Annotated in this window: 21 protein-coding genes; 14 read left to right on the top strand and 7 right to left on the bottom strand. The window is 70.9% G+C overall.

The window, feature by feature from the left end; all coding sequences use genetic code 11:
* The coding region (locus G3I40_RS24440) for an ATP-binding cassette domain-containing protein (protein ID WP_164304266.1) at positions 1 to 528 on the bottom strand (528 nt) is incomplete at its 3' end.
* A 403-nt stretch (positions 529 to 931) separates the two neighbouring features.
* On the opposite strand from G3I40_RS24440, the gene pqqA reads away from it, so the two are divergent.
* From pqqA to G3I40_RS24490, 10 genes are all read left to right on the top strand, one after another.
* Positions 932 to 1039 (top strand): pyrroloquinoline quinone precursor peptide PqqA, encoded by a 108-nt coding sequence (gene pqqA, locus G3I40_RS24445; protein ID WP_164304267.1) that lies wholly within the window; start codon positions 932 to 934, stop codon positions 1037 to 1039.
* Between the two features lie 27 nt (positions 1040 to 1066).
* The gene (pqqC, locus tag G3I40_RS24450; protein WP_164304268.1) at positions 1067 to 1795 is read left to right on the top strand and encodes a pyrroloquinoline-quinone synthase PqqC; all 729 of its coding nucleotides are present in this window, start codon (positions 1067 to 1069) and stop codon (positions 1793 to 1795) included.
* Complete coding sequence (gene pqqD, locus G3I40_RS24455; RefSeq protein WP_164304269.1) at positions 1792 to 2064, top strand: pyrroloquinoline quinone biosynthesis peptide chaperone PqqD; 273 nt, start codon at positions 1792 to 1794, stop codon at positions 2062 to 2064. The genes pqqC and pqqD overlap by 4 nt, the downstream gene beginning before the upstream one ends.
* Entirely contained in the window at positions 2057 to 3157 is a 1101-nt protein-coding gene (pqqE, locus tag G3I40_RS24460) for a pyrroloquinoline quinone biosynthesis protein PqqE (RefSeq protein WP_164304270.1), read from the top strand. Before pqqD ends, pqqE begins: the two co-directional genes overlap by 8 nt.
* The gene (gene pqqB, locus G3I40_RS24465; protein WP_164304271.1) at positions 3148 to 4044 is read left to right on the top strand and encodes a pyrroloquinoline quinone biosynthesis protein PqqB; all 897 of its coding nucleotides are present in this window, start codon (positions 3148 to 3150) and stop codon (positions 4042 to 4044) included. The genes pqqE and pqqB overlap by 10 nt, the downstream gene beginning before the upstream one ends.
* Positions 4045 to 4204: 160 nt before the next feature.
* Positions 4205 to 5500: an SGNH/GDSL hydrolase family protein gene (locus tag G3I40_RS47965; RefSeq protein ID WP_275410220.1), complete on the top strand. Its 1296-nt coding sequence runs from the start codon at positions 4205 to 4207 to the stop codon at positions 5498 to 5500.
* Between the two features lie 109 nt (positions 5501 to 5609).
* Positions 5610 to 5933: a WhiB family transcriptional regulator gene (locus G3I40_RS24475; protein ID WP_343245011.1), complete on the top strand. Its 324-nt coding sequence runs from the start codon at positions 5610 to 5612 to the stop codon at positions 5931 to 5933.
* 421 nt (positions 5934 to 6354) lie between these two features.
* Positions 6355 to 7023 carry a DUF4097 family beta strand repeat-containing protein gene (locus tag G3I40_RS24480; protein WP_164304274.1) on the top strand — a complete coding sequence of 223 codons (669 nt, stop codon included), beginning with the start codon at positions 6355 to 6357 and terminating at the stop codon, positions 7021 to 7023.
* A 24-nt stretch (positions 7024 to 7047) separates the two neighbouring features.
* The gene (locus G3I40_RS24485; RefSeq protein ID WP_164304275.1) at positions 7048 to 8070 is read left to right on the top strand and encodes an ATP-binding cassette domain-containing protein; all 1023 of its coding nucleotides are present in this window, start codon (positions 7048 to 7050) and stop codon (positions 8068 to 8070) included.
* Positions 8067 to 8843 (top strand): ABC transporter permease, encoded by a 777-nt coding sequence (locus G3I40_RS24490; protein ID WP_164304276.1) that lies wholly within the window; start codon positions 8067 to 8069, stop codon positions 8841 to 8843. The genes G3I40_RS24485 and G3I40_RS24490 overlap by 4 nt, the downstream gene beginning before the upstream one ends.
* Before the next feature lie 117 nt (positions 8844 to 8960).
* On the opposite strand, the gene G3I40_RS24495 is transcribed toward G3I40_RS24490, so the two are convergent.
* The 5 genes from G3I40_RS24495 to G3I40_RS24515 form a co-directional block, all read right to left on the bottom strand.
* Positions 8961 to 11228, bottom strand: coding sequence for an MMPL family transporter (locus G3I40_RS24495; protein WP_164304277.1), 2268 nt, complete (start codon positions 11226 to 11228; stop codon positions 8961 to 8963).
* 366 nt (positions 11229 to 11594) lie between these two features.
* A complete protein-coding gene (locus tag G3I40_RS24500; protein ID WP_164304278.1) occupies positions 11595 to 12869 on the bottom strand; it encodes a GTP-binding protein in 1275 nt (424 codons plus the stop codon).
* Between the two features lie 2 nt (positions 12870 to 12871).
* Positions 12872 to 13891: a sulfate adenylyltransferase subunit CysD gene (gene cysD / locus G3I40_RS24505; protein WP_239091918.1), complete on the bottom strand. Its 1020-nt coding sequence runs from the start codon at positions 13889 to 13891 to the stop codon at positions 12872 to 12874.
* Entirely contained in the window at positions 13888 to 14523 is a 636-nt protein-coding gene (cysC, locus tag G3I40_RS24510; protein WP_239091919.1) for an adenylyl-sulfate kinase, read from the bottom strand. Before cysC ends, cysD begins: the two co-directional genes overlap by 4 nt.
* Positions 14524 to 14594: 71 nt before the next feature.
* A complete protein-coding gene (locus G3I40_RS24515) occupies positions 14595 to 15188 on the bottom strand; it encodes a helix-turn-helix domain-containing protein (RefSeq protein ID WP_164304279.1) in 594 nt (197 codons plus the stop codon).
* A gap of 152 nt (positions 15189 to 15340) precedes the next feature.
* Here G3I40_RS24515 and G3I40_RS24520 point away from each other — a divergent pair, with 152 nt between their 5' ends.
* From G3I40_RS24520 to G3I40_RS24535, 4 genes are read left to right on the top strand one after another with little or no spacing between them, the layout of a single operon-like run.
* Complete coding sequence (locus G3I40_RS24520; RefSeq protein ID WP_203644724.1) at positions 15341 to 16288, top strand: chlorinating enzyme; 948 nt, start codon at positions 15341 to 15343, stop codon at positions 16286 to 16288.
* A gap of 12 nt (positions 16289 to 16300) precedes the next feature.
* Positions 16301 to 16552, top strand: a complete 252-nt coding sequence (locus G3I40_RS24525; RefSeq protein WP_164304280.1) for a phosphopantetheine-binding protein — start codon at positions 16301 to 16303, stop codon at positions 16550 to 16552.
* A 12-nt stretch (positions 16553 to 16564) separates the two neighbouring features.
* On the top strand, positions 16565 to 18139 hold the full coding sequence (locus G3I40_RS24530; protein ID WP_164304281.1) for an amino acid adenylation domain-containing protein: 1575 nt from the start codon (positions 16565 to 16567) through the stop codon (positions 18137 to 18139).
* Positions 18136 to 19266: an acyl-CoA dehydrogenase family protein gene (locus G3I40_RS24535; RefSeq protein WP_164304282.1), complete on the top strand. Its 1131-nt coding sequence runs from the start codon at positions 18136 to 18138 to the stop codon at positions 19264 to 19266. Before G3I40_RS24530 ends, G3I40_RS24535 begins: the two co-directional genes overlap by 4 nt.
* Here the strand turns inward: G3I40_RS24535 and G3I40_RS24540 are convergent.
* A partial coding sequence (locus G3I40_RS24540; protein WP_164304283.1) for a LuxR C-terminal-related transcriptional regulator occupies positions 19249 to 19686 on the bottom strand: 438 nt, incomplete at its 5' end. The two genes, G3I40_RS24535 and G3I40_RS24540, sit on opposite strands and share 18 nt — an antisense overlap.

Raw genomic sequence — 19686 nt, forward strand, 5'->3', positions numbered from 1 at the left:
GTCGAGGTCGAGGTTGTTGGTCGGTTCGTCGAGCAGCAGCACGTCGGGCTGCCTGATCAGCTGGGTCGCGAGGCCGAGGGAGACGACCTGACCGCCGCTGAGCGCGTGCAGCCGCTGGGCCAAGGGGACGCCGTCGAGACCCAGGCGGTCGAGCTGGGCCCGGCTGCGTTCCTCGATGTCCCAGTCGTCGCCGACCGTGGCGAAGTGCCGCTCGTCCACGTCGCCGGCCGCGATGGCGTCCAGCGCCTCGACGACCGGAGCGATGCCGAGCACCTCGGCCACGGTCATGTCACCGGTCAGCGGCAGGGTCTGGGGGAGATAGCCGAGCAGGCCCTTGACGGTCACGGAGCCGCGGTTCGGGCTCAGTTCGCCCGCGATCAGCTTGAGCAGGGTGGACTTGCCCGCCCCGTTCGGCGCGACCAGACCGGTGCGGCCGTCGCCCACCGTCCAGGACAGGTCGTGGAACACGGGGGTGCCGTCGGGCCAGGAGAAGGACAGGTTCGAGCAGACGATGCTGGCGTCGGACATATGCGCATGCCTCGCAGATGATGCGGGCGCCCCGAGAGGCGCCCGAGGAACGGTGGTCAGAGCACGTGGGGGTACGGCCACGCGGCCACGCACCTGAGGTACGCAGCGGTGGCAGTCGACATCCGGGTATCACCCGGTGATGTCGTCGTCACCCGCGATCACCACGGCTGCCTCTCCTTCGGGTACACCATCCGCGTTGCACCGTACCAGAAGAGGAAGTCGACACCCGGGGAATCGCACCACGCGCCAACTGCCGCCGCGGGCAAGGAATTTCACCCTCAAGCGGCACCGGACAAAACCTTGAGTCGCACACCAGCCCCGAACATTGCAGTCCCTTCTCGTGCATCGTTAGTGTCTCCCTCGCTCATTCAGAAAAACACAGTTCTGTGAAAAGGAGCGTCGCATGCGCAGTACCGACAAGGAACCCCGCACCAAGGCGGCATGGCACCGTCCCGATTTCGTTTCCTTCGACACCGGCATGGAAGTCACCGCCTACTTCACCCGCGACTGACCCACCACCGCAGGAAAGGACGCAGGCATGGCGAAGTCCGTGACGCACGAGGTGGACGCCCCCTGGAGCGAGGCCGAATTCCGGCAGGCACTCCATTCCCCGGAGTCGTCGTACTGGGACCGGCACCCTTTCCACCAGCGGATGCACGACGGTCTGCTGGACAAGGACGAGCTGCGGCTGTGGGCCGCGAACCGCTGGTACTACCAGCGGTGCCTGCCCCAGAAGGACGCCGCGATCGTGGCCAACTGCCCGCTGCCCGAGGTGCGGCGGCAATGGCTGTCCCGGATCGTCTACCACGACGGCACGGACGCCTCCGACGGCGGTGCGGAGAAATGGCTGCGTCTGGGTGAGGCGGTCGGGCTGCGCAGGGACGAGGTGCTCGACGAGCGCCTCGTCCTTGCGGGCACGCGCTTCGCCGTCGACGCCTACGTCGACTTCGCCCGCCGCCGCCCCTGGCTGGAGGCGGCCGCGTCGGGACTGACCGAGCTGTTCTCGCCGGGGCTGCTCGCCCACCGCCTGGGCCGGCTGCGGGAGCACTACCCGTGGATCGCGGAGGACGGATTCGCCTACTTCACCGCGCGCATCGAGGTCGTCGGCCCCGAGGGCCGCTCGCTGCTCGACCTGGTGGCCCGGCACGCCGTCACCCGGGAGCAGCAGGAGGCCTGCGTACGGGCGCTGGCGTTCAAGTGCCAGGTGCTGAGCGCCGTCCTGGACTCACTCGACTACCACACGGGAAACGGAGCACCGCGGACATGACCACCCTGCCCGAGCCCACCGTGCCGCGCCTGCGGCCCGGAGTACGTCTCACCAGCGATCCCGCGCGCGGCGAGCTGGCCCTGCTGCCCGAGCGCGTCGTGGTCCTCAACGACACCGCGGCGGCGGTCCTCACCCACTGCGACGGCGCCTCCAGCGTCGCCACCATCGTCGAGCGCCTCGCCCAGGACTACGAGGGCGTGCGCACCGACGACGTCTGCGAGCTGCTGCTGCGCCTCGCGGAGCGCCGGGTGGTCGACCTCGATGTCTGAGCCGGCCGTCCGCGCACCGCTGGGCATGCTGATCGAGCTGACCCACCGCTGCCCCCTGCACTGCCCCTACTGCTCCAACCCCCTCGAACTCGCGGCCCGTTCCGAGGAGCTGACCCGCGAGCAGTGGCGGGACATCCTCACCCAGGCCCGTGAACTGGGCGTCGTGCAGATGCACTTCTCCGGCGGCGAGCCGCTGGCCCGCCCCGACCTGCCGGACCTCGTCGCTCACGCCCGCGGGCTCGGCGCCTACGTCAACCTGGTCACCAGCGGCGTGGGACTGACCGCCGACCGTGCGCGGGACCTCGCGCGGCGCGGCGTCGACCACGTCCAGCTCTCGCTCCAGGACGCCGACGCGCAGCGCGGCGACGAGGTAGCCGGAGCCCGGGTGCACGCCGCCAAGCTCAAGGCCGCCGAGGCCGTCACCGGCGCCGGACTGCCGCTCACCGTCAACGTCGTCCTGCACCGCAGGAACATCGACCGGGTCGAGCGGATCGTGGACCTCGCCGTCGGCCTGGGCGCCGACCGTATCGAGCTGGCCAACACCCAGTACTACGGCTGGGGGCTGCGCAACCGGGCTGCCCTGATGCCCACCGCGGACCAGCTCGCCGCCGCCCGCGAGGCCGTGCGGCGCGCCCGCGCCGCGCACGCGGGCGGCCCCGAACTGGTCTACGTGGCCGCCGACTACTACGACGACCGGCCCAAGCCGTGCATGGACGGCTGGGGCAGCACCCAGCTGACCGTCACCCCCACCGGCGACGTGCTGCCGTGCCCGGCGGCGTACGCCCTCACCACCCTGCCGACGGAGAACGTGCTGCGCCGCCCGCTGGCGGAGATCTGGTACGCCTCCCGGTCCTTCAACGCCTACCGCGGCACCGGCTGGATGAGCGGCCCGTGCGGCACCTGCCCGGAGCGCCACACCGACCACGGCGGCTGCCGCTGCCAGGCGTTCCAGCTCACCGGCGACGCCGCCGCCACCGACCCGGCCTGCGGGCTCTCCCCGCACCGCGGGCTGGTCGACGCGGCGCTCGCGGAGGTCACCGACGGCCCGGCTCCGGCATTCGTCCCGCGCGTCCCGGCGGCGACATGGAGGTGATCCTGCTCGGCACCGCGGCAGGCGGCGGCTTCCCGCAGTGGAACTGCGCCTGCGCGCTGTGCGCCCGCTGTCACCGCGGCGAACTTCCCGCGCGCTCCCAGGAGTCCGTCGCCGTCAGCGGCAACGGGAGCGACTGGTGGCTGCTCAACGCCTCGCCCGACATCCGCACCCAGCTGCTCGCCACGCCTGCCCTGGCGCCGGGACCCGGCCCGCGCGACACCCCCGTGCGCGGCGTGCTGCTCACCGACGCCGAGGTCGACCACGCCCTGGGCCTGACCGTCCTGCGCGGTGGCACCGGCCTGACCGTGCACGCGGCGCCCCCGGTACGCGACGCGCTCACCGCCGACCTGCCGCTGCGCGGCCTGCTGGACCGCTACGCGCCGTGGCAGTGGCGGGACAGTACCGTCCCCGGCGGCTTCGCCCTGGCCGGCGGGCTGTCCGTCACCGCCCACCCCGTCAGCGCCAAGCCGCCCAAGTACGCGGTCGGACCCGACCCGGACGCGCCCTGGGTGGTGGCGTACCGCATCGAGGACGCGGCGACCGGCGGGGCGCTGCTCTACGCCCCCTGCCTGGCGGCCTGGCCGGACGGGTTCGACGACCTGCTGTCCTCGGCGTCGTGCGCGCTGCTGGACGGCACGTTCTTCGGCGCCGACGAACTGGGGACGGCCGTGCGCCGCGAGGACGCCGGGCAGCCGCTCATGGGCCACCTGCCCGTGGCCGGCCCCGGCGGCAGTCTCGCCGCCCTCGCCCGCCATTCGGGCCTGCGCCGGATCTACACCCACCTCAACAACACCAATCCGCTCGTCGATCCGGCCTCTTCCGAGCAGGCAATGCTGCGAAAGTCCGGCGCGGAAGTCCTGCCGGACGGCAGTGAACTCCTCGTGTGAAAAGGTGCGGCGATCCTCAAGTGCGCCTGTAGTTGTTCTGACTCGTTTCTCCCTTCCCTCTCGACGTCGTTCTTTTCCGGTCACGGACCGTGTGCCGTTGCCCGAGGAATGAATGCGACCAGCCATTTCCGCCGATCCTTGTGAAAGGTACGAACGCCCCATGCGCAGACGCATATCGGCGCTGCTGAGCCTGCCCCTCACGGCCCTCGTCCCCCTGCTCGCGCCGGTGCCCGCCGCACACGCCGCCACCGGTGCCTTCGTCGGCACCTGGGCGGCCCCGCCCACCGCCGCACCGGCCGTCGACACCACGGTCTACGAGGACCAGACGCTGCGGCAGAAGGTGCACCTGTCCGTCGCGGGGCACAGCGTCCGCGTGCGCTTCACCAACGAGTTCGGTACGACGCCCCTGGCGATCGGCGAGGCCCACGCCGCGCGCCCCGCGGCGGGCGGCCCCGCGACCGCCGTCGACGCCGCCACGGACCGCGAACTGCGTTTCGACGGCAGCCCGTCGACGACCCTCGCGCCGGGAGCACAGCGCTGGAGCGATCCGGTCGAACTGCCCACCACCGCGGGCGGCGACCTCGTCATCAGCCTGTACCTGCCGCAGAGCACACCCGCCGACACCGTGCACTCGGCGGCGTTCCAGAGCACCTTCGTCGCGGACGGCGACGTGGCCGGCAAGTCCGATCTGACACCGGCCGCGACCGCGACGGCCTGGCACTTCCTGTCCGGCGTCGCCGTCGACGGCGACGGCACCGCGGACGCGGCCCTGGTGACGCTCGGCGACTCCATCACCGACGGCGAGCACACGACCGTGGACGCCAACCGCCGCTGGCCCGACCTGCTCGCCGAACGGCTGCGCGGGGACGCGGAGTTGGCCGCCACCGGCGTCGTGAACGCGGGCATCGCCGGCAACCGCCTGCTGCGCGACCCGAACCCGGTCCCGGGTACGCCCGCGGAGTCCTTCGCCGCGTACTTCGGCGAGAGCGGCCTGAAGAGGTTCGACCGGGACGTGCTCGGCCAGCCCGGCGCACGTGCCGTCACCGTGCACCTCGGCGTCAACGACCTCGGGTCGCCGGGGCTGGTCGCGCCCGCCTCCGAGGAGGTGGCCGCGCCCGAACTCATCGCCGGATACCAGCAGTTGATCCAGCGCTCCCACGAGCACGGCCTGCAGGTGTTCGGCGCGACGATACTGCCCTTCGAGGGCGACACCCTCGGCTACTACACGCCGCAGCGGGAGTCGGTCCGGCAGGCCGTCAACGACTGGATCCGCACGAGCGGCGCGTTCGACGGCGTCGTCGACTTCGACGCCGCGGTCCGCGATCCCGACCACCCCGCCCGGCTCCTGCCCGCGTACAACGGCGGCGACGGCCTGCACCCCAACGACGCGGGCATGGCGGCGATGGCACGGGCGTTCCCGTTGCAACTGCTGCGCGGGGAAACCGCGGTGGACTGAGGCAACGCACTGTTCAACCTCTGGTGAGGGGCTGCCTGACCTCGGGTATGTGGCGTACTGTCACCCGCCGACTGCAATGAGACACCAGAGACGATCAAGGGGTGGGACCGTGACGGACAGTCGGGATACCTGGTGGGAGCGAGCGGAGTGCCGGACGGCAGACCCCGAGACGCTGTTCGTCGAGGGCGCCGCGCAGGTCGCCGCCAAGCGGATCTGCTCCGCCTGCCCGGTCAGGACCGAATGCCTGTCCCACGCGTTGGACCAGCGCATCGAGCACGGCGTCTGGGGCGGCCTGACCGAGCGGGAGCGGCGTGCACTGCTGCGCCGACGGCCGACCGTCACCTCGTGGCGCCTGCTTCTGGAGACGGCGCGGGCCGAGCACGACCACGGCCACGAGGCGCCGCGCGCGCGGACGCACGACCGGGCCTCCTGAAGCGTGTGGTGAAAGTCCCGCCGTCCGCCTCGAGGGCGGGCCCCGGGACTTTCGCCACACGCTCCATGGCGGCCCGCCGCGCGGCGACAGGTGGTGCCGTAGCGGCATGACCAAGCCGGACGGGACGCGGCGGCGTGCGGCGCGGGTCCGTGCCCGGTCCACGACGGCCCGAGGCGTCCGGCAGCACGGCCGAGCCCACCCGCGACGGCGTGTATAGCGTTCACCTCCATTTCATTGCAACGCAACGACGTGCCTCCGTTGCGTTATCTTGGCAACCATTGCAACACTTTTACAGCTCTGGCCTGCAATTAGTGCCTTCTTGTGCAACGTGAGTGTTGTCGAATCCATGAATGCAACGTAGCGTTTCTGTCATCGGAAACGGCGGGCCGGAGGGGCGCGCGGACCGGAGAAGGAGTGCACCATGCAGAAGTTCGACACCCCCGCCGCCGTCCTGGCCGTTCTCGACGTTCCGGCCGGCCGCATCCAGCTCATCGCTGCCGACCGGGGCGACACGACGGTCGAGGTCCGGCCCGTCAACGCCGGCAAGTCCCGCGACGTGAAGGCCGCCGAACGCACCACGGTCGCCTTCGCCGACGGAGTCCTGCGCGTCCAGGCCCCGGAGCCCTCGAACCGCATCCTCGGCTCGTCCGGATCCATCGAGGTCACCGTCCAACTCCCCGCCGGTTCCCGCGTCGAGGCGAAGGCCGCCGCCGCCGAGTTCCGCGGTGTGGGACGGCTCGGCGACATCGCCTTCGACGGCGGCCACGGCCTGGTCAAGGTCGACGAGGCGGACAACGCCCGCCTCACCGGACTCGACGCCGACATCACCGTCGGCCGGCTCAACGGCTCCGGCGACATCAGCACGCAACGAGGCAACCTGAACATCGCCGAGGCCACCCGCGGCACCCTCACGCTGAGCACGCAGATGGGCAACATCACCGTCAGTGCCGCCCGCGGCGTCTCCGCCTCGCTGGACGCCGGCACCGGCCACGGCCGGATCCACAACGCCCTGAAGAACTCCGACGGCACGCCCGACCTGACCGTCCACGCGACCACCGCTCACGGCGAGATCAACGCCCGCAGCCTCTGACGATCCCGAAACGGAGTACCTCTCATGTTGAACCTGGCCATCGCGGCTCACGGGCTGCGCAAGTCCTACGGAGACAAGACGGTTCTCGACGGCGTCGATCTGACGGTGCCGGAAGGCACGGTCTTCGCCCTGCTCGGCCCGAACGGCGCGGGCAAGACCACCGCCGTGAAGATCCTCTCCACGCTGATCTCCCCGGATCCCGCTGCCGGTGAGATCCGCATCGGCGGCCACGACCTGGCCACCCAGGCGCAGGCCGCTCGCGCCGTGATCGGCGTCACCGGGCAGTTCTCCGCGGTGGACGGGCTGATCACGGGTGAGGAGAACATGCTCCTCATGGCGGACCTGCACCACCTGTCCAAGGCCGAGGGGCGCCGGGTCACCGCCGAACTCCTGGAGCGTTTCGACCTGGTGGAGGCGTCGAAGAAGCCGGCGTCCACCTACTCCGGCGGCATGAAGCGCCGCCTCGACATCGCCATGACGCTGGTCGGCAGCCCGCGGATCATCTTCCTCGACGAGCCGACCACCGGCCTGGACCCGCGCTCCCGGCACACCATGTGGCAGATCATCCGCGGCCTCGTGTCCGAGGGGGTGACGGTCTTCCTCACCACGCAGTACCTGGAGGAGGCCGACGAACTCGCCGACCGGATCGCGGTGTTGAACGACGGGAAGATCGCCGCCGAAGGCACCGCCGAGGAACTCAAGCGGCTGATCCCGGGCGGGCACGTACGACTGCGCTTCTCCGACCCGGCCGTCTACCAGTCGGCCGCGGGCGCGCTGCGCGAAGTGACCCGCGACGACGAGGCGTTGTCGCTGCAGATCCCCAGCGGCGGCACCCAGCGCGAGCTGCGCGCCGTCCTCGACCAGCTGGACGCGGCCGGTATCGAGGCCGACGAACTGACCGTGCACACCCCCGACCTCGACGACGTGTTCTTCGCCCTGACCGGCACCACCGGCGTGCCCGGCCAGCCGGACCGGGCCGAGGAGCCGGACCCGTCGGACCCGTCCGGGCCGAGCCACGTGAACCAGCCGAAGGAGGCTGTCCGATGAGTTCCCTCTCCCTCGCCGTGCGCGACTCGAACACGATGCTGCGCCGCAACTTCCTGCACGCGCGCCGCTATCCGTCACTGACGCTGAACCTGCTGCTCACGCCGGTCATGCTGATGCTGCTGTTCGTCTACATCTTCGGCGACACCATGAGCGGCGGGGCGGGCCGCTCCGCCTACATCGCCTACCTCGTGCCCGGCATCATGCTCATGACCGTCGGCTCCACCGTCATCGGCACCGCCGTCTCGGTCTCCACCGACATGAGCGAGGGCATCATCGCCCGCTTCCGCACGATGGCCATCCACCGCAGTTCCATCCTGTTCGGCCATGTCGTCGGCAGCGTCCTGCAGACCGTCCTCAGCGTGGTCTTCGTCGGGGCCATCGGCGTCGCCATGGGCTTCCGCTCCTCGGACGCCTCGGTCCTGGAATGGCTGGCGGCGTTCGGCCTGCTCGTCCTGTTCGCCACGGCGTTCACCTGGATCGCGGTCGGCATGGGCCTCGGCAGCCCCAACGCCGAGGCGGCCGCGAACAGTGCGCAGCCGCTGATCCTGCTGCCGCTCATCTCCAGCGCCTTCGTCCCGCTGCACAGCATGCCGGGCTGGTTCCAGCCGATCGCCGAGTACCAGCCCTTCACCCCCGCCATCGAGACCCTGCGCGGACTCCTCCTCGGCACGGAGATCGGCAACAACTGGTGGATCGCCCTCGTGTGGTGCGTGGGCCTGGCCGTCCTCGGCTACGCCTGGTCCAAGGCGCAGTTCAACAGCGACCCGAAGTAGCAGCACCGCGCCCCCGAAGTAGCAGCACCGCGGCCGAAGCGGCCGCCCGCGGGAACGACCGCCGCACACGAACGGCCCGGCACCACCTGAACCAGGTGGTGCCGGGCCGTTCGTCGCTCAGTGCACGAGGTCCTGTTCGTGCTCCTGCGGCCTGCTGGGCGGGACGGAGGCCGCTGCGGCCTGCAGCCGCCGCTGCAGCTTCTCGCCCTCGACGTCCATGTTCGGCAGCAGCCGGTCGAGCCACGCCGGCAGCCACCAGGCGGCGTTGCCGAGCAGCGAGTGCACGGCGGGCACGATCACCATGCGGACCACGAAGGCGTCGAACAGGACGGCCGAGGCGAGGCCGAAGCCCATCATCTTGACCAGGTCGTTCACCTCGACGACGAAGCCCGAGAAGACGCTGATCATGATGAGCGCGGCGGCGGCGACGACGCGGCCGCTGTGCCGGAAGCCGGTGACGACGGCCTCCCTGGCCGCGGCGCCGTGGACGTACGCCTCACGCATCCGCGTGACCAGGAAGACCTCGTAGTCCATGGCGAGCCCGAAGACCACGCCGATCATGAAGATCGGCATCGTCGTCATGATCGGACCGGGCTGCTTGATGCCGAACACGTCGGCGGCCCAGCCCCACTGGAACACCGCGACGACCGAGCCGAGCGCCGCGCTCACCGAGAGCAGGAAACCGAGCGCCGCCTTCAGCGGGACCAGGACCGAGCGGAACACCAGGAGCAGCAGCAGGAAGGCCAGGCCGACCACCAGCGCCAGGTAGGGCAGCAGGGCGTCGGACAGGGTCTGCGAGAAGTCGATGAACAGCGCGGTCTGGCCGGTCACCAGGATCTCGTCGGCACCCGCGGACGCCCCGAGCGACGTGGCCCGCGCGCGAATGTCCTTGACGAGCCGTTCCGTCCTGGCGTCGGTCGGACCGGTCCTCGGGACGATGGTGAGCAGCGCGGTGTCGCCCGCCTTGTTGGCGGTGGCCCGGGAGACCGAGTCGACGCCCGCGCTCTTGCGGAGCGCCGCGCCGACCTCGTTGCCCGCCGCGGTGGCGTCCTTGCCCTCGACGGTCAGCGTCAGCGGGCCGTTGAAGCCGGGACCGAAGGAGTCGGACAGCAGGTCGTAGGCCTTGCGCTGGGTGGTGTCGGTCGCCATCGTGCCCTCGCCGGGCAGCCCGAGCTCCAGCTTGGTGGCGGGCAGCGCGAGCGCGCCGAGGCCGACGACCGCGAGGAGCAGCACACCGAGCGGACGGCGCACCACGAAGGCGGCCCAACGGGCGGACAGGTTCGGCCCGGTGCGGGCGGCCAGCTTCTCGGCCTTCTTCTGCGACCTGGCCAGCTTGCGCGCCGACAGCGGCTTCTTGACCTGGACGAGGCGGCGGTCCGCGACCCGTAGCACCCGGCGCGGCGCGAAGCCGAGCAGGGCGGGCACGAAGGTGACGGCGATCAGTACGGCGACGGCGACCGTACCCGCCGCGGCGAGGCCCATCTTGGTGAGGACCGGGATGTCGACGACCGCCAGGCCGGCCAGCGCGATGATGACCGTGAGCCCGGCGAAGACGACGGCCGAACCGGCGGTGCCGGTCGCGCGGCCCGCGGCCTCCTGCGGAGTGCGGCCCTCGGAGATCTCGGCGCGGTAGCGGGAGACGACGAAGAGGGCGTAGTCGATGCCGACCGCGAGGCCGATCATCATCGCCAGCGTCGACGTCGTGGCGGACAGCCCGAGCGTGGAGCCGAGCGCGGCGATGGCCGACGTGCCGACACCGACCCCGATGAGCGCGGTGAGCAGCGGCATGCCGGCGGCGATCAGCGAGCCGAAGGTGAGCAGCAGGACGACGGCCGAGATGAGGACGCCGATCTGCTCACCGGCGCCGGACATGGCAGCGTCGACCGGGACCGCGTCACCGCCCGCCTCCACGGTCAGACCGCCCTCGCGGGCCCGGTCGGTCGCCTTGGTGAAGGCGTCGTGCGCCGCGTCGGTGACATCGGGTGCGGTGACCTCGTACGTCACCACGGCATAGGCGGTGCGGCCGTCCTTGCTGATCGAGCGCGCGGTGAACGGATCGGCGACGCCCGCCACTTGGGGCGCCTTGCCGAGTGCGCCGACGAGCGTGCCGATCGCAGCCTTCTCGTCGGTGATCTTCTTGCCCTGCGGTGCGCGGAGCACCACGCGGGCCGTGGCGCCGTCGGCGGCGGCGTCCGGGAACTTCTTCTCGAGCAGGTCGAACGCCTTCTGCGACTCGGTGCCCGGCATCGAGAACTGCTCGGTGGGAGGCGTGGGGGCGGACGAGGCCGCGGCACCGACGCCGCAGACGACGAGCACCCACAGCAGGGTGACGAGGCCGCGTCGCCGGAAGGCGAAACGGCCGAGTTTGTACAGGAAGGTAGCCACAGGAAACCGCACTTCCATCGAGTGGGGGGTCGGCAGGAACGCATGCCACCGGCCGCCCGGGCCCCGAGGGCCGGACGGCGGGCGCGCACACGCGCACACAGTGACCGTTGCCGCGGCGGGGGGCCCGGTTTCTCCGCGGGGCCGGGACCGATCCTTGAGCGGACGTCCAGCAGACGGCCCGGATCCGGCCGACTTGTCGTACAGGTGAGTTCTCCGGCCGAGTCGCTTGAGTCGCTCCGGTCGCTGAACAAGCTCGCGGCGTCGTGCGGTTGCGGTGGCCGTCCCGTAGCGGGGCGCCGGGCTTTCGGGCCGGTAGGAGGCCGACCGCACGCGGACGTCCGCCCACGGACGTCCGCCCCGGGCCGGTCACCCGATGCCGTCCGCCATGCAAGCCGTGAGCGTGGTGCCGTCGGTGGGGTCGATCAGGAGGAAGGATCCCGTGCGGCGGGAGTCGGCGTACAGGTCGAGCGCGAGGGGCTCGGCGGTGCGCAGCAGGACCCTGCCGATGTCGTTGGCCGTCAACTGGCCGGGGCTCGCGTGGTGGGACAGGTCGTCCAGGGCGAGCCGGGAGGGGATCGCGTCCACGACCGCCGTGACCGTGCGGGTGGTGTGCTTGAGCAGGACCCGCCGCCCGACGGTGAGGGGGCGGTCGGCGACGTGGCAGACGAGGGCGCCGACCTTGCGGGTGACCGCGGGCGCCGCGTCGGTGGGCACGATCATGTCACCGCGTGAGACGTCGATGTCGTCCCGGAGCCGGACGGTCACCGACTGCGGTGCCCACGCGCTCTGCACGGCCTCGCCGAGCAGGTCGATCGCCTCGACGGTGCTGGTGCGGCCCGTGGGCAGCACGGCCACCGGATCGCCGACGCGTACGACGCCGGAGGTGATCTGCCCGGCATAGCCGCGGTAGTCGCGGTGCTCGGCGGTCCGGGGCCGGATGACGTACTGCACCGGCACGCGCGCGGGTCGGTCGTCCGGGCGGTCGCCGACGGAGACGGTCTCCAGGTGCTCCAGGACGGTCGGGCCGTCGTACCAGGCCATGTTCCGCGAGGGCTCCACCACGTTGTCGCCGGTGAGCGCGGAGACCGGGATGGAGGTGATCTCCTGGATGCCCAACTGCCGTGCGTAGGAGGTGAATTCGTTCGTGAGCGCGCAGAAGACGGACTCCGAGAAGTCGACGAGGTCCATCTTGTTCACGGCGAGGACGACGTGCGGGACGCGCAGCAGCGCGGCGATCGCGGCGTGCCGGCGGGTCTGTTCGACGACACCGTTGCGCGCGTCGATCAGGATGATCGTCAGCTCCGCCGTGGACGCGCCCGTCACCATGTTGCGGGTGTACTGCACGTGGCCGGGTGTGTCGGCCAGGACGAAACGGCGCCGTGACGTGGCGAAGTAGCGGTACGCGACATCGATGGTGATGCCCTGCTCGCGCTCGGCGCGCAGCCCGTCGGTGAGCAGCGCGAGGTCCGGGGCGTCCTGGCCGCGGCCGCGGGAGACGTGCTCGACGGCCTCCAACTGGTCGGCGAGGACCGACTTGGAGTCGTGCAGGAGGCGGCCCACGAGCGTGGACTTGCCGTCGTCGACGGAACCGGCCGTGGCGAAGCGCAGCGTGCCGACCTCGGTGACAGAGGAAGTGGACATGTCTAGAAGTACCCTTCGCGCTTGCGGTCTTCCATGGCGGCCTCGGACATCTTGTCGTCGGCGCGGGTGGCACCGCGCTCGGTGAGCCGGGACGCGGCGATCTCTGCGATGACCTTCTCGACGGTGTCGGCGTCGGAGTCGACGGCGCCGGTGCAGGACATGTCGCCGACGGTGCGGTAGCGCACCTGGCGCTTCTCGACCGCCTCGGTGTCCTTGGGGCCGCCCCATGCGCCCGCCGTCAGCCACATGCCGCCCCGGTCGAACACCTCGCGCCGGTGCGCGTAGTAGATCTGCGGCAGTTCGATGTTCTCGCGGGCGATGTACTGCCACACGTCCAGCTCGGTCCAGTTGGACAGCGGGAAGACGCGGACGTGCTCGCCGGGTGCGTGGCGGCCGTTGTAGAGCTGCCACAGCTCGGGGCGCTGGCGCCGCGGGTCCCACTGGGAGAACTCGTCGCGGAGGCTGAACACGCGCTCCTTGGCGCGGGCCTTCTCCTCGTCCCGTCGGCCGCCGCCGAAGACCGCGTCGAACTTCTCGCTCTGGATCTTCTCGGTCAGCGGCACGGTCTGCAGCGGATTGCGGGTCCCGTCGGGGCGTTCGCGCAGCACCCCGCGGTCGATGTAGTCCTGTACGCAGGCCACATGGAGCGTGAGGCCATGTTCGGCCACCACACGGTCACGGCACTCAAGGACCTCGGGGAAGTTGTGTCCCGTGTCCACGTGCAGGAGGGCGAACGGCAACGGGGCCGGCGTGAACGACTTCAGCGCCAGATGCAGCATGACGATCGAGTCCTTGCCGCCGGAGAAGAGGATCACCGGCCGCTCGAACTCCCCCGCCACCTCACGGAAGATGTGCACCGCCTCCGACTCCAGCGCGTCCAGGTGACTCAGCGCGCGGGGACTGTCGCGGACGGGCCTCGCAGCGTTCTCGTGGCGCGGGCGGATCCCGTGTTCCTGGACGGTCCCGTGTTCCTGGACGGTCCCGTGCTCCTGGGCAGCGCCGGGGGCGGCGGCCGTCGTCATGACAGTCCCCTTTCGGTCAGCAGCGCGTGCAGCGTCGCCGCGCACTCCTGTACGCCGCGGGTGTGCGTCTCGATCCGCAGGTCGGGCAGGTCAGGCACCTCGTAGGGGTCGTCCACCCCGGTCAGGCCGGTGATCTCCCCGGCCGCCTGCCGGGCGTACAGCCCCTTCACGTCGCGTTCGGCGCACACCTCGACCGGGGTGGCGACGTGCACCTCCAGGAAGGGGACGCCGCTGCTCTCGTGGCGCCTGCGGACGGCCTCCCGGTCGGCCGCGTAGGGCGCGATCACCGGTACCAGGGCGGTGACGCCGTTGCGGGCCAGCACCTCGGCCAGCAGCCCCAGGCGCTGGACGTTGACCCGGCGGTCGGCGCGGCTGAACCCCAGGTCCGCGCAGAGCGTCGAGCGCATCTCGTCACCGTCCAGCACCTCGACGCGACGTGCCCCGGCGCGCAGCCTTCCGGCCAGCGCGCGGGCGAGGGTGGTCTTGCCGGCGCTGGGCAGGCCGGTCAGCCATATCGTCGCTCCCGGCCGGCAGGTGCAGACCGCTTGCTTCACCCGTTGCTTCTCCAACGAGTCCAGTGAGTTCAACGAGTCCAGTGAGTTCAGCGATTCCATCGAGTCCGTCGATTCCATCGAGTCGTCTCCTCTCGGGGCGTCGGCCTGCGTGTGGTGCGGTTGTCTCGCCGCTTGCGGATGCTGCGGGTTCATGACGCCCCCTGGCGGCCGAGAGCGACGGACGGCGGGAAGGTCACGGCCGGCACGGGGCCGCGGTGGCGGATGGTGAGGGACGCGTGCACCTCGACGCCGTTGTCCGTGGTGTAGATGTGCGGGATGTCGGCGGGCCAGTGGGCGTGACTGCCGGCCGGGACGACGATCGGCTTCGTCGCGGGCCCCACGCGAGCGCTGCCCGCGAAGACGGTCAAGTGCTCGGTGACGCCGCTCTGGTGGGGCGGGGAGACCTGGGTGATGCCCGGCCGGATGCGGATCCGGTACAGCTCCGAGGTGACCTCCTGGTCGGTGAACGTCTCCAGGAGCGTGGCGGAGACCGCGGTGCCGTGGATCTCCTCGGGGCGCTCGGCCGGATCGGGATCGGCGAGCAGGACGGTCAGCGGGAGGTTGAGCTGCGTGGAGATGGCGTAGAGGGTCTCGAGGGTCGGGTTGCGGGTTCCCGTCTCCAGCCCCGACAGCGTCGCCTTGCCGATCGACGCACGCTGGGCCAGTTCCGACAGCGACAGGCCGTACAGCCGGCGCAGTCTCCTGACGCGCCGTCCGACCTCCACGGCGAATAGTTCGGTCATCTTGCCTACATTCCTTTCCGTTCCGAAAAAGGAACCCTCAATGGTTCGCGCCCGGCGTTCCGAATTCGGAACCATAATCTGTCTTGACAGTCAAGTCGGCGGCATGGTCACCTATTGGAGGCGAGATGAAACCTCCTAGTAAAAGGTGGGTCATGGCTCAGCAGATATCGGATTTCGCACTTTCGGACGCTCAAATCGAGCAGTTCAATCAGAACGGATTCATCGGCCCGTTCGACGTGTACGAGCCGGAGGAGATGGACAGAAGCCTGCAGGCCCTGCGGCCCAAGCTGATCAACACGAAGACGTCGATCTACCAGCAGAGCGGGGCCGTCTCCGGTACCACGAACCTGGCCAACTACGACCGCCACCTGGACGTCGATTTCCTGGCCGACCACATCACGAAGCCGCAGATCGTGGGGCCCGTGACGAGCCTGGTCGGTGCCGACGCACTCTGCTGGCGCACCGAGTTCTTCCCCAAGTACCCGGGTGACGAGGGGACCGACTGGCACCAGGCGGACAACTTCTCCAACGTCGCCGGCTCGAAGTACCCGCAGATCGTGTGGCCCGAGGACGCGGAGTTCGGCGGCACCATCACCGTGTGGACGGCCTTCACCGACGCCACCGTGGAAAACGGCTGCCTGCAGTTCATTCCGGGCTCGCACAAGACGATGAACTACGACGAGTCCAAGGTGATGGAATACGACGCGGATTCCATCAACAAAAAGGAGAAGGGCGGAGTAAGGCGCGGATTCTTCGGCTATGACTACCGGCAGCTCCAGAAGGACCCGAATTGGAGCCCGGACGAGTCCAAGGCCGTGTCGATGGAGATGCGCAAGGGCCAGTGCATCGTCTTCTGGTCGACGCTCATGCACGCCTCGCACCCGCACAGCGGCCTGACCGACCAGATGCGGCTCGGCTTCGCGGCGCGCTACCTGCCGACGTCCGTCCGCGTCTACCCGTACTCCGACGCGCTGGTGGAGTTCGGCGGCGAGGCCAGCCTGGACAAGTTCGGCAACGTCCTGGTCGCCGGCAAGGACGGGTACGGACACAACCGCTTCGTCGACCGGACCGTCACCGGTCGTCCCTTCGTCACGCGATAGGAGGCCGTCCCGATGGCCAGCACAGAGATCGAGTCCTGGGTCCTGGACACCTGCCGGGAGCTGGGGCTGCTGGTGGACGAAGTCGGCGACGACTTCTTCGGCGGCGGCGGCAACTCGCTGACCGCGGTACGGCTCATCGCCAAGGCCGAGGACCGGTTCGGCGAGGACTCGCTCACGCCCGACGACCTCTTCGAGCGCAGCACGCTGCGGGAGATCGCCGCGACGATCCGGGCGAGCCTGGACCGATCCCCGGTCCTGGACTGACGGGAGTTCGGCATGGAGAGGCTGACCGGCGGCGACGTGGCGCTCGCCGTGCACCGGCGGATCAACCGGACCACCGTGCCCTACCCGGACGACCGGGGCGTCAAGGAGCTGTTCGAGGAGGTGGCCGCCCGGCTGCCCGAAGCGACCGCGCTCATCCACCGGGACCGGGTGATCACCTACCGCGATCTGAACCGGGCGGCGAACGGGATCGCCGCGGCGCTGCGACGGCGCGGCGTGGCCCCCGGCGCCGCCGTCGTGATCGGCGTCGCCCGCTCGCCCGAGCTGATCGCCGCGATACTCGGCGTCCTCAAGTGCGGTGGCCACTACGTGCCGGTGGACCTCGCGTGGCCGGCCGAGCGGCTTCGCTCGGTCCTCGCGCAGACCGGCGCCGCCCACCTCGTGACCGACGCACCCGAGGCGGTCGCCGGCCGCTTTCCCGGACTGGACGTCCTCACGCCGGACGCCCCGCCCGTCGAGGCGGATCCCGAGCTGCGTACGCGGCCGGACGACCTCGCGTACGTCAACTTCACCTCCGGCTCCACCGGTCGGCCCAAGGGTGTGCCGATCCGGCACCGGAGCATCGCCCGCCTGGTCTTCCACGCCCGCTACGCCCGGCTCGGCGAGCGGTCCAGGATCCTTCAGCTCGCCCCGGTGTACTTCGACGCGGCGACGTTCGAGATCTGGGGCGCACTGCTGCACGGCGGTACGTGCGTGCTGTATCCCTCGCAGCGGATCCGTCTCTCCGAGCTCAGGAGAACCGTCGCCGCGCACGGCGTGACCGTCGTCTTCCTGACCACCGCGCTGTTCAACACCGTGGTGGACGAGGGACCGGCCGCCCTGGACCAGGTCGAAACCGTCCTGACCGGCGGCGAGTTGCACTCGATGCGGCACCTGCGCAAGGCGGTGACCCGCTACGGCCCCGGCAAGGTCGTCAACGTCTACGGCCCGACCGAGTGCACGACGTTCGCCACCTACAGCCCGCTCGACCTGGACGGGCTGCCGGAGTCCGTGGGGGACCTCCCGATCGGGCGCCCCCTGCAGAACACCCGGCTGTACGTGGTGGACGGCGATGCGCTGTGCCCGCCCGGCCGGACCGGCGAGATCTGCCTGGCCGGACCCGGGCTGTCCCCCGGTTACCTCGACGCGCGCGACGCGGCCCGCGGCCACTTCGTGGAGTGCGAGATCGACGGGGTACGCGAACGCCTGTACCGCACCGGCGACCACGGGCGTCTGCGTGCGGACGGCGAGGTCGTCTTCGAAGGCCGCGTGGACGACCAGGTGAAGATCAACGGATTCCGGATCGAACTCAGCGAGATCGCCCACCACTTGGACCGGCACCCCGGTGTCCGGTTCAGCCACGTGGCGGTCGGCGAGAACGGCGCCGGGGAGAAGACGCTCATCGCGTTCGCGGTGCCGCGCGACGAAGGGTGCACGGTGCAGGAGATCACGGAGTTCCTCGGCGTCCATCTGCCGGGTTACATGGTTCCCAAGGCGATCCACTTGCGTGACTCCCTCCCGCTGTCCGGGACGGGCAAGGTGGACCGGCAGGCCCTGGTGACGGAGCACACCCTGAGCGGTGCGACATGACCCGCGCCTCCTGGGAGACCCCCCGGCACCAGCAGTTCCGTACGCGGGTGCGCGAGGTCCTGCGGGACGCGGTGCTCCCCTGCGCCGACCGGTCGGAGGAGCAGGGCCACCTGGACCCCGCCGCGTGGAAGGCCCTCGCGCAGGAGGGACTGCTCGCCCGCGGTCACCGGGGCGAGGCGTTCCTCGAAAGCGCGATCCTTCTCGAAGAACTGGGCCGCACCGGCTATGCGGGCATCCGCGCCAGTGTCGGCGTGCACGCCTACATGGCCACCTCGTACCTCGACCTGTTCGGCACCCCCGCGCAGAAAGAGGCCTACCTGGAGCCGGCCCGGCGCGGCGAGCGCCTCGCGGCCCTCGCCATCACCGAGGCGGCTGCGGGTTCGGACCTCAGCGGGCTCGCGACCCGGGCGCGCCCCCGCGACGGCGGCGGTCTGCTGGTCGACGGCGAGAAGCTGTACGTCGCCAACGGCTCGCAGGCGTCGTTCTTCGTCGCGCTCGTCAGGACCCGGGAGGAGTCGGCGGCCCCCCAGGGCCGGGGCCTGTCCGGCGCGAGCCTGCTGCTGATCGACGCCGACACCCCGGGGGTGCACCGCACCGGGCAGCGGATGCTCGGCTGGCGCTCCGCCGACATCTGCAAGGTCGTCTTCGAGGACGTCGCCGTTCCCGAGGACCGGGTGCTGGGCCGCCGCGACCGTGCGCTGATGCACGTGATCAGCGCCTTGGACTTCGAGCGTCTGGCCGCCGGTCTCCTCGCGGTCGGCGGTGTCGCCCACTGCCTGGAACTGTTGAACGCGCACCTGCGCCGGCGCCGGGTCAAGGACACGCCGCTGTACGGGCACCAGGTCGTCCGCCACGCGTTCGCCGAGCTCACGGCCGACCACGAACTGGTCACCCAGTACGGCCGGCACGCGGCCCTGCTGCACAGCCGCGGTGAGCTGGACAGCCGGACGGCGACCGTGCTCAAACTCAAGGCGACCGAGCTCGCGGTGCGGGCTGCTCACGTCTGTCTCCAATTCCACGGGGCGCAGGGGTGCCTGGACGAGTCCACGGCGGCCCGGCTCTACCGCGACGCCTCGGCGGGCACGATCGCGGCGGGAGCCAGCGAGCTGCTACGCGATCTGATCTGACGCGCCGACCGGCACCGGCCGACCGGCGAACCGCGCGTCGGTGAACCTGGCCGCCCGGCCGATCGAGGTGGCGACCTGGGCCCGCGAACCGACGTCGAGCTTCTTGAAGATCCGGCCGAGATGGGTCTCCACGGTCTTGTGACTGAGCCGCAGGGCGCGAGCGATCTGCTGGTTCGTGCAACCGTCGCTGACCAGCACCGAGATCTCCCGCTCGCGGCTGCTCAGCTTGGCCAGCCGGGCGTCGGCCGACTGGGCCGGCGCACTCGTGGCCAGGTCGGCCGCGTGGTCCAGATAGCCGTGCGCCCCGCGTCCTCGCAGCAGGCTCTGTGCCTCGTCGAGCTGGCCGCGGGCCACCGCGGGGTCGATGCCGGCCCAGGCCGCCGCGACGGCCAGGTGGGCGCGGACCACGTCGAGCGGCCG

The organism is Streptomyces sp. SID14478 (assembly GCF_010548525.1).
In the GTDB taxonomy this organism is placed as follows: Bacteria; Actinomycetota; Actinomycetes; order Streptomycetales; family Streptomycetaceae; genus Streptomyces.

What these genes read in the sequence shown, in the direction of transcription:
- pqqC (WP_164304268.1), top strand. Translation starts at nt 1,067, where the DNA reads ATGGCGAAGTCCGTGACGCACGAGGTGGACGCCCCCTGGAGCGAGGCC.
- G3I40_RS24535 (WP_164304282.1), top strand. Translation starts at nt 18,136, where the DNA reads ATGACCCGCGCCTCCTGGGAGACCCCCCGGCACCAGCAGTTCCGTACG.
- cysC (WP_239091919.1), bottom strand. Translation starts at nt 14,523, where the DNA reads ATGGAATCGACGGACTCGATGGAATCGCTGAACTCACTGGACTCGTTG.
- G3I40_RS24525 (WP_164304280.1), top strand. Translation starts at nt 16,301, where the DNA reads ATGGCCAGCACAGAGATCGAGTCCTGGGTCCTGGACACCTGCCGGGAG.
- G3I40_RS24490 (WP_164304276.1), top strand. Translation starts at nt 8,067, where the DNA reads ATGAGTTCCCTCTCCCTCGCCGTGCGCGACTCGAACACGATGCTGCGC.
- G3I40_RS47965 (WP_275410220.1), top strand. Translation starts at nt 4,205, where the DNA reads ATGCGCAGACGCATATCGGCGCTGCTGAGCCTGCCCCTCACGGCCCTC.
- G3I40_RS24485 (WP_164304275.1), top strand. Translation starts at nt 7,048, where the DNA reads ATGTTGAACCTGGCCATCGCGGCTCACGGGCTGCGCAAGTCCTACGGA.
- cysD (WP_239091918.1), bottom strand. Translation starts at nt 13,891, where the DNA reads ATGACGACGGCCGCCGCCCCCGGCGCTGCCCAGGAGCACGGGACCGTC.
- pqqE (WP_164304270.1), top strand. Translation starts at nt 2,057, where the DNA reads ATGTCTGAGCCGGCCGTCCGCGCACCGCTGGGCATGCTGATCGAGCTG.
- G3I40_RS24515 (WP_164304279.1), bottom strand. Translation starts at nt 15,188, where the DNA reads ATGACCGAACTATTCGCCGTGGAGGTCGGACGGCGCGTCAGGAGACTG.
- pqqA (WP_164304267.1), top strand. Translation starts at nt 932, where the DNA reads ATGCGCAGTACCGACAAGGAACCCCGCACCAAGGCGGCATGGCACCGT.
- pqqB (WP_164304271.1), top strand. Translation starts at nt 3,148, where the DNA reads ATGGAGGTGATCCTGCTCGGCACCGCGGCAGGCGGCGGCTTCCCGCAG.
- G3I40_RS24480 (WP_164304274.1), top strand. Translation starts at nt 6,355, where the DNA reads ATGCAGAAGTTCGACACCCCCGCCGCCGTCCTGGCCGTTCTCGACGTT.
- G3I40_RS24520 (WP_203644724.1), top strand. Translation starts at nt 15,341, where the DNA reads ATGGCTCAGCAGATATCGGATTTCGCACTTTCGGACGCTCAAATCGAG.
- G3I40_RS24500 (WP_164304278.1), bottom strand. Translation starts at nt 12,869, where the DNA reads ATGTCCACTTCCTCTGTCACCGAGGTCGGCACGCTGCGCTTCGCCACG.
- pqqD (WP_164304269.1), top strand. Translation starts at nt 1,792, where the DNA reads ATGACCACCCTGCCCGAGCCCACCGTGCCGCGCCTGCGGCCCGGAGTA.
- G3I40_RS24530 (WP_164304281.1), top strand. Translation starts at nt 16,565, where the DNA reads ATGGAGAGGCTGACCGGCGGCGACGTGGCGCTCGCCGTGCACCGGCGG.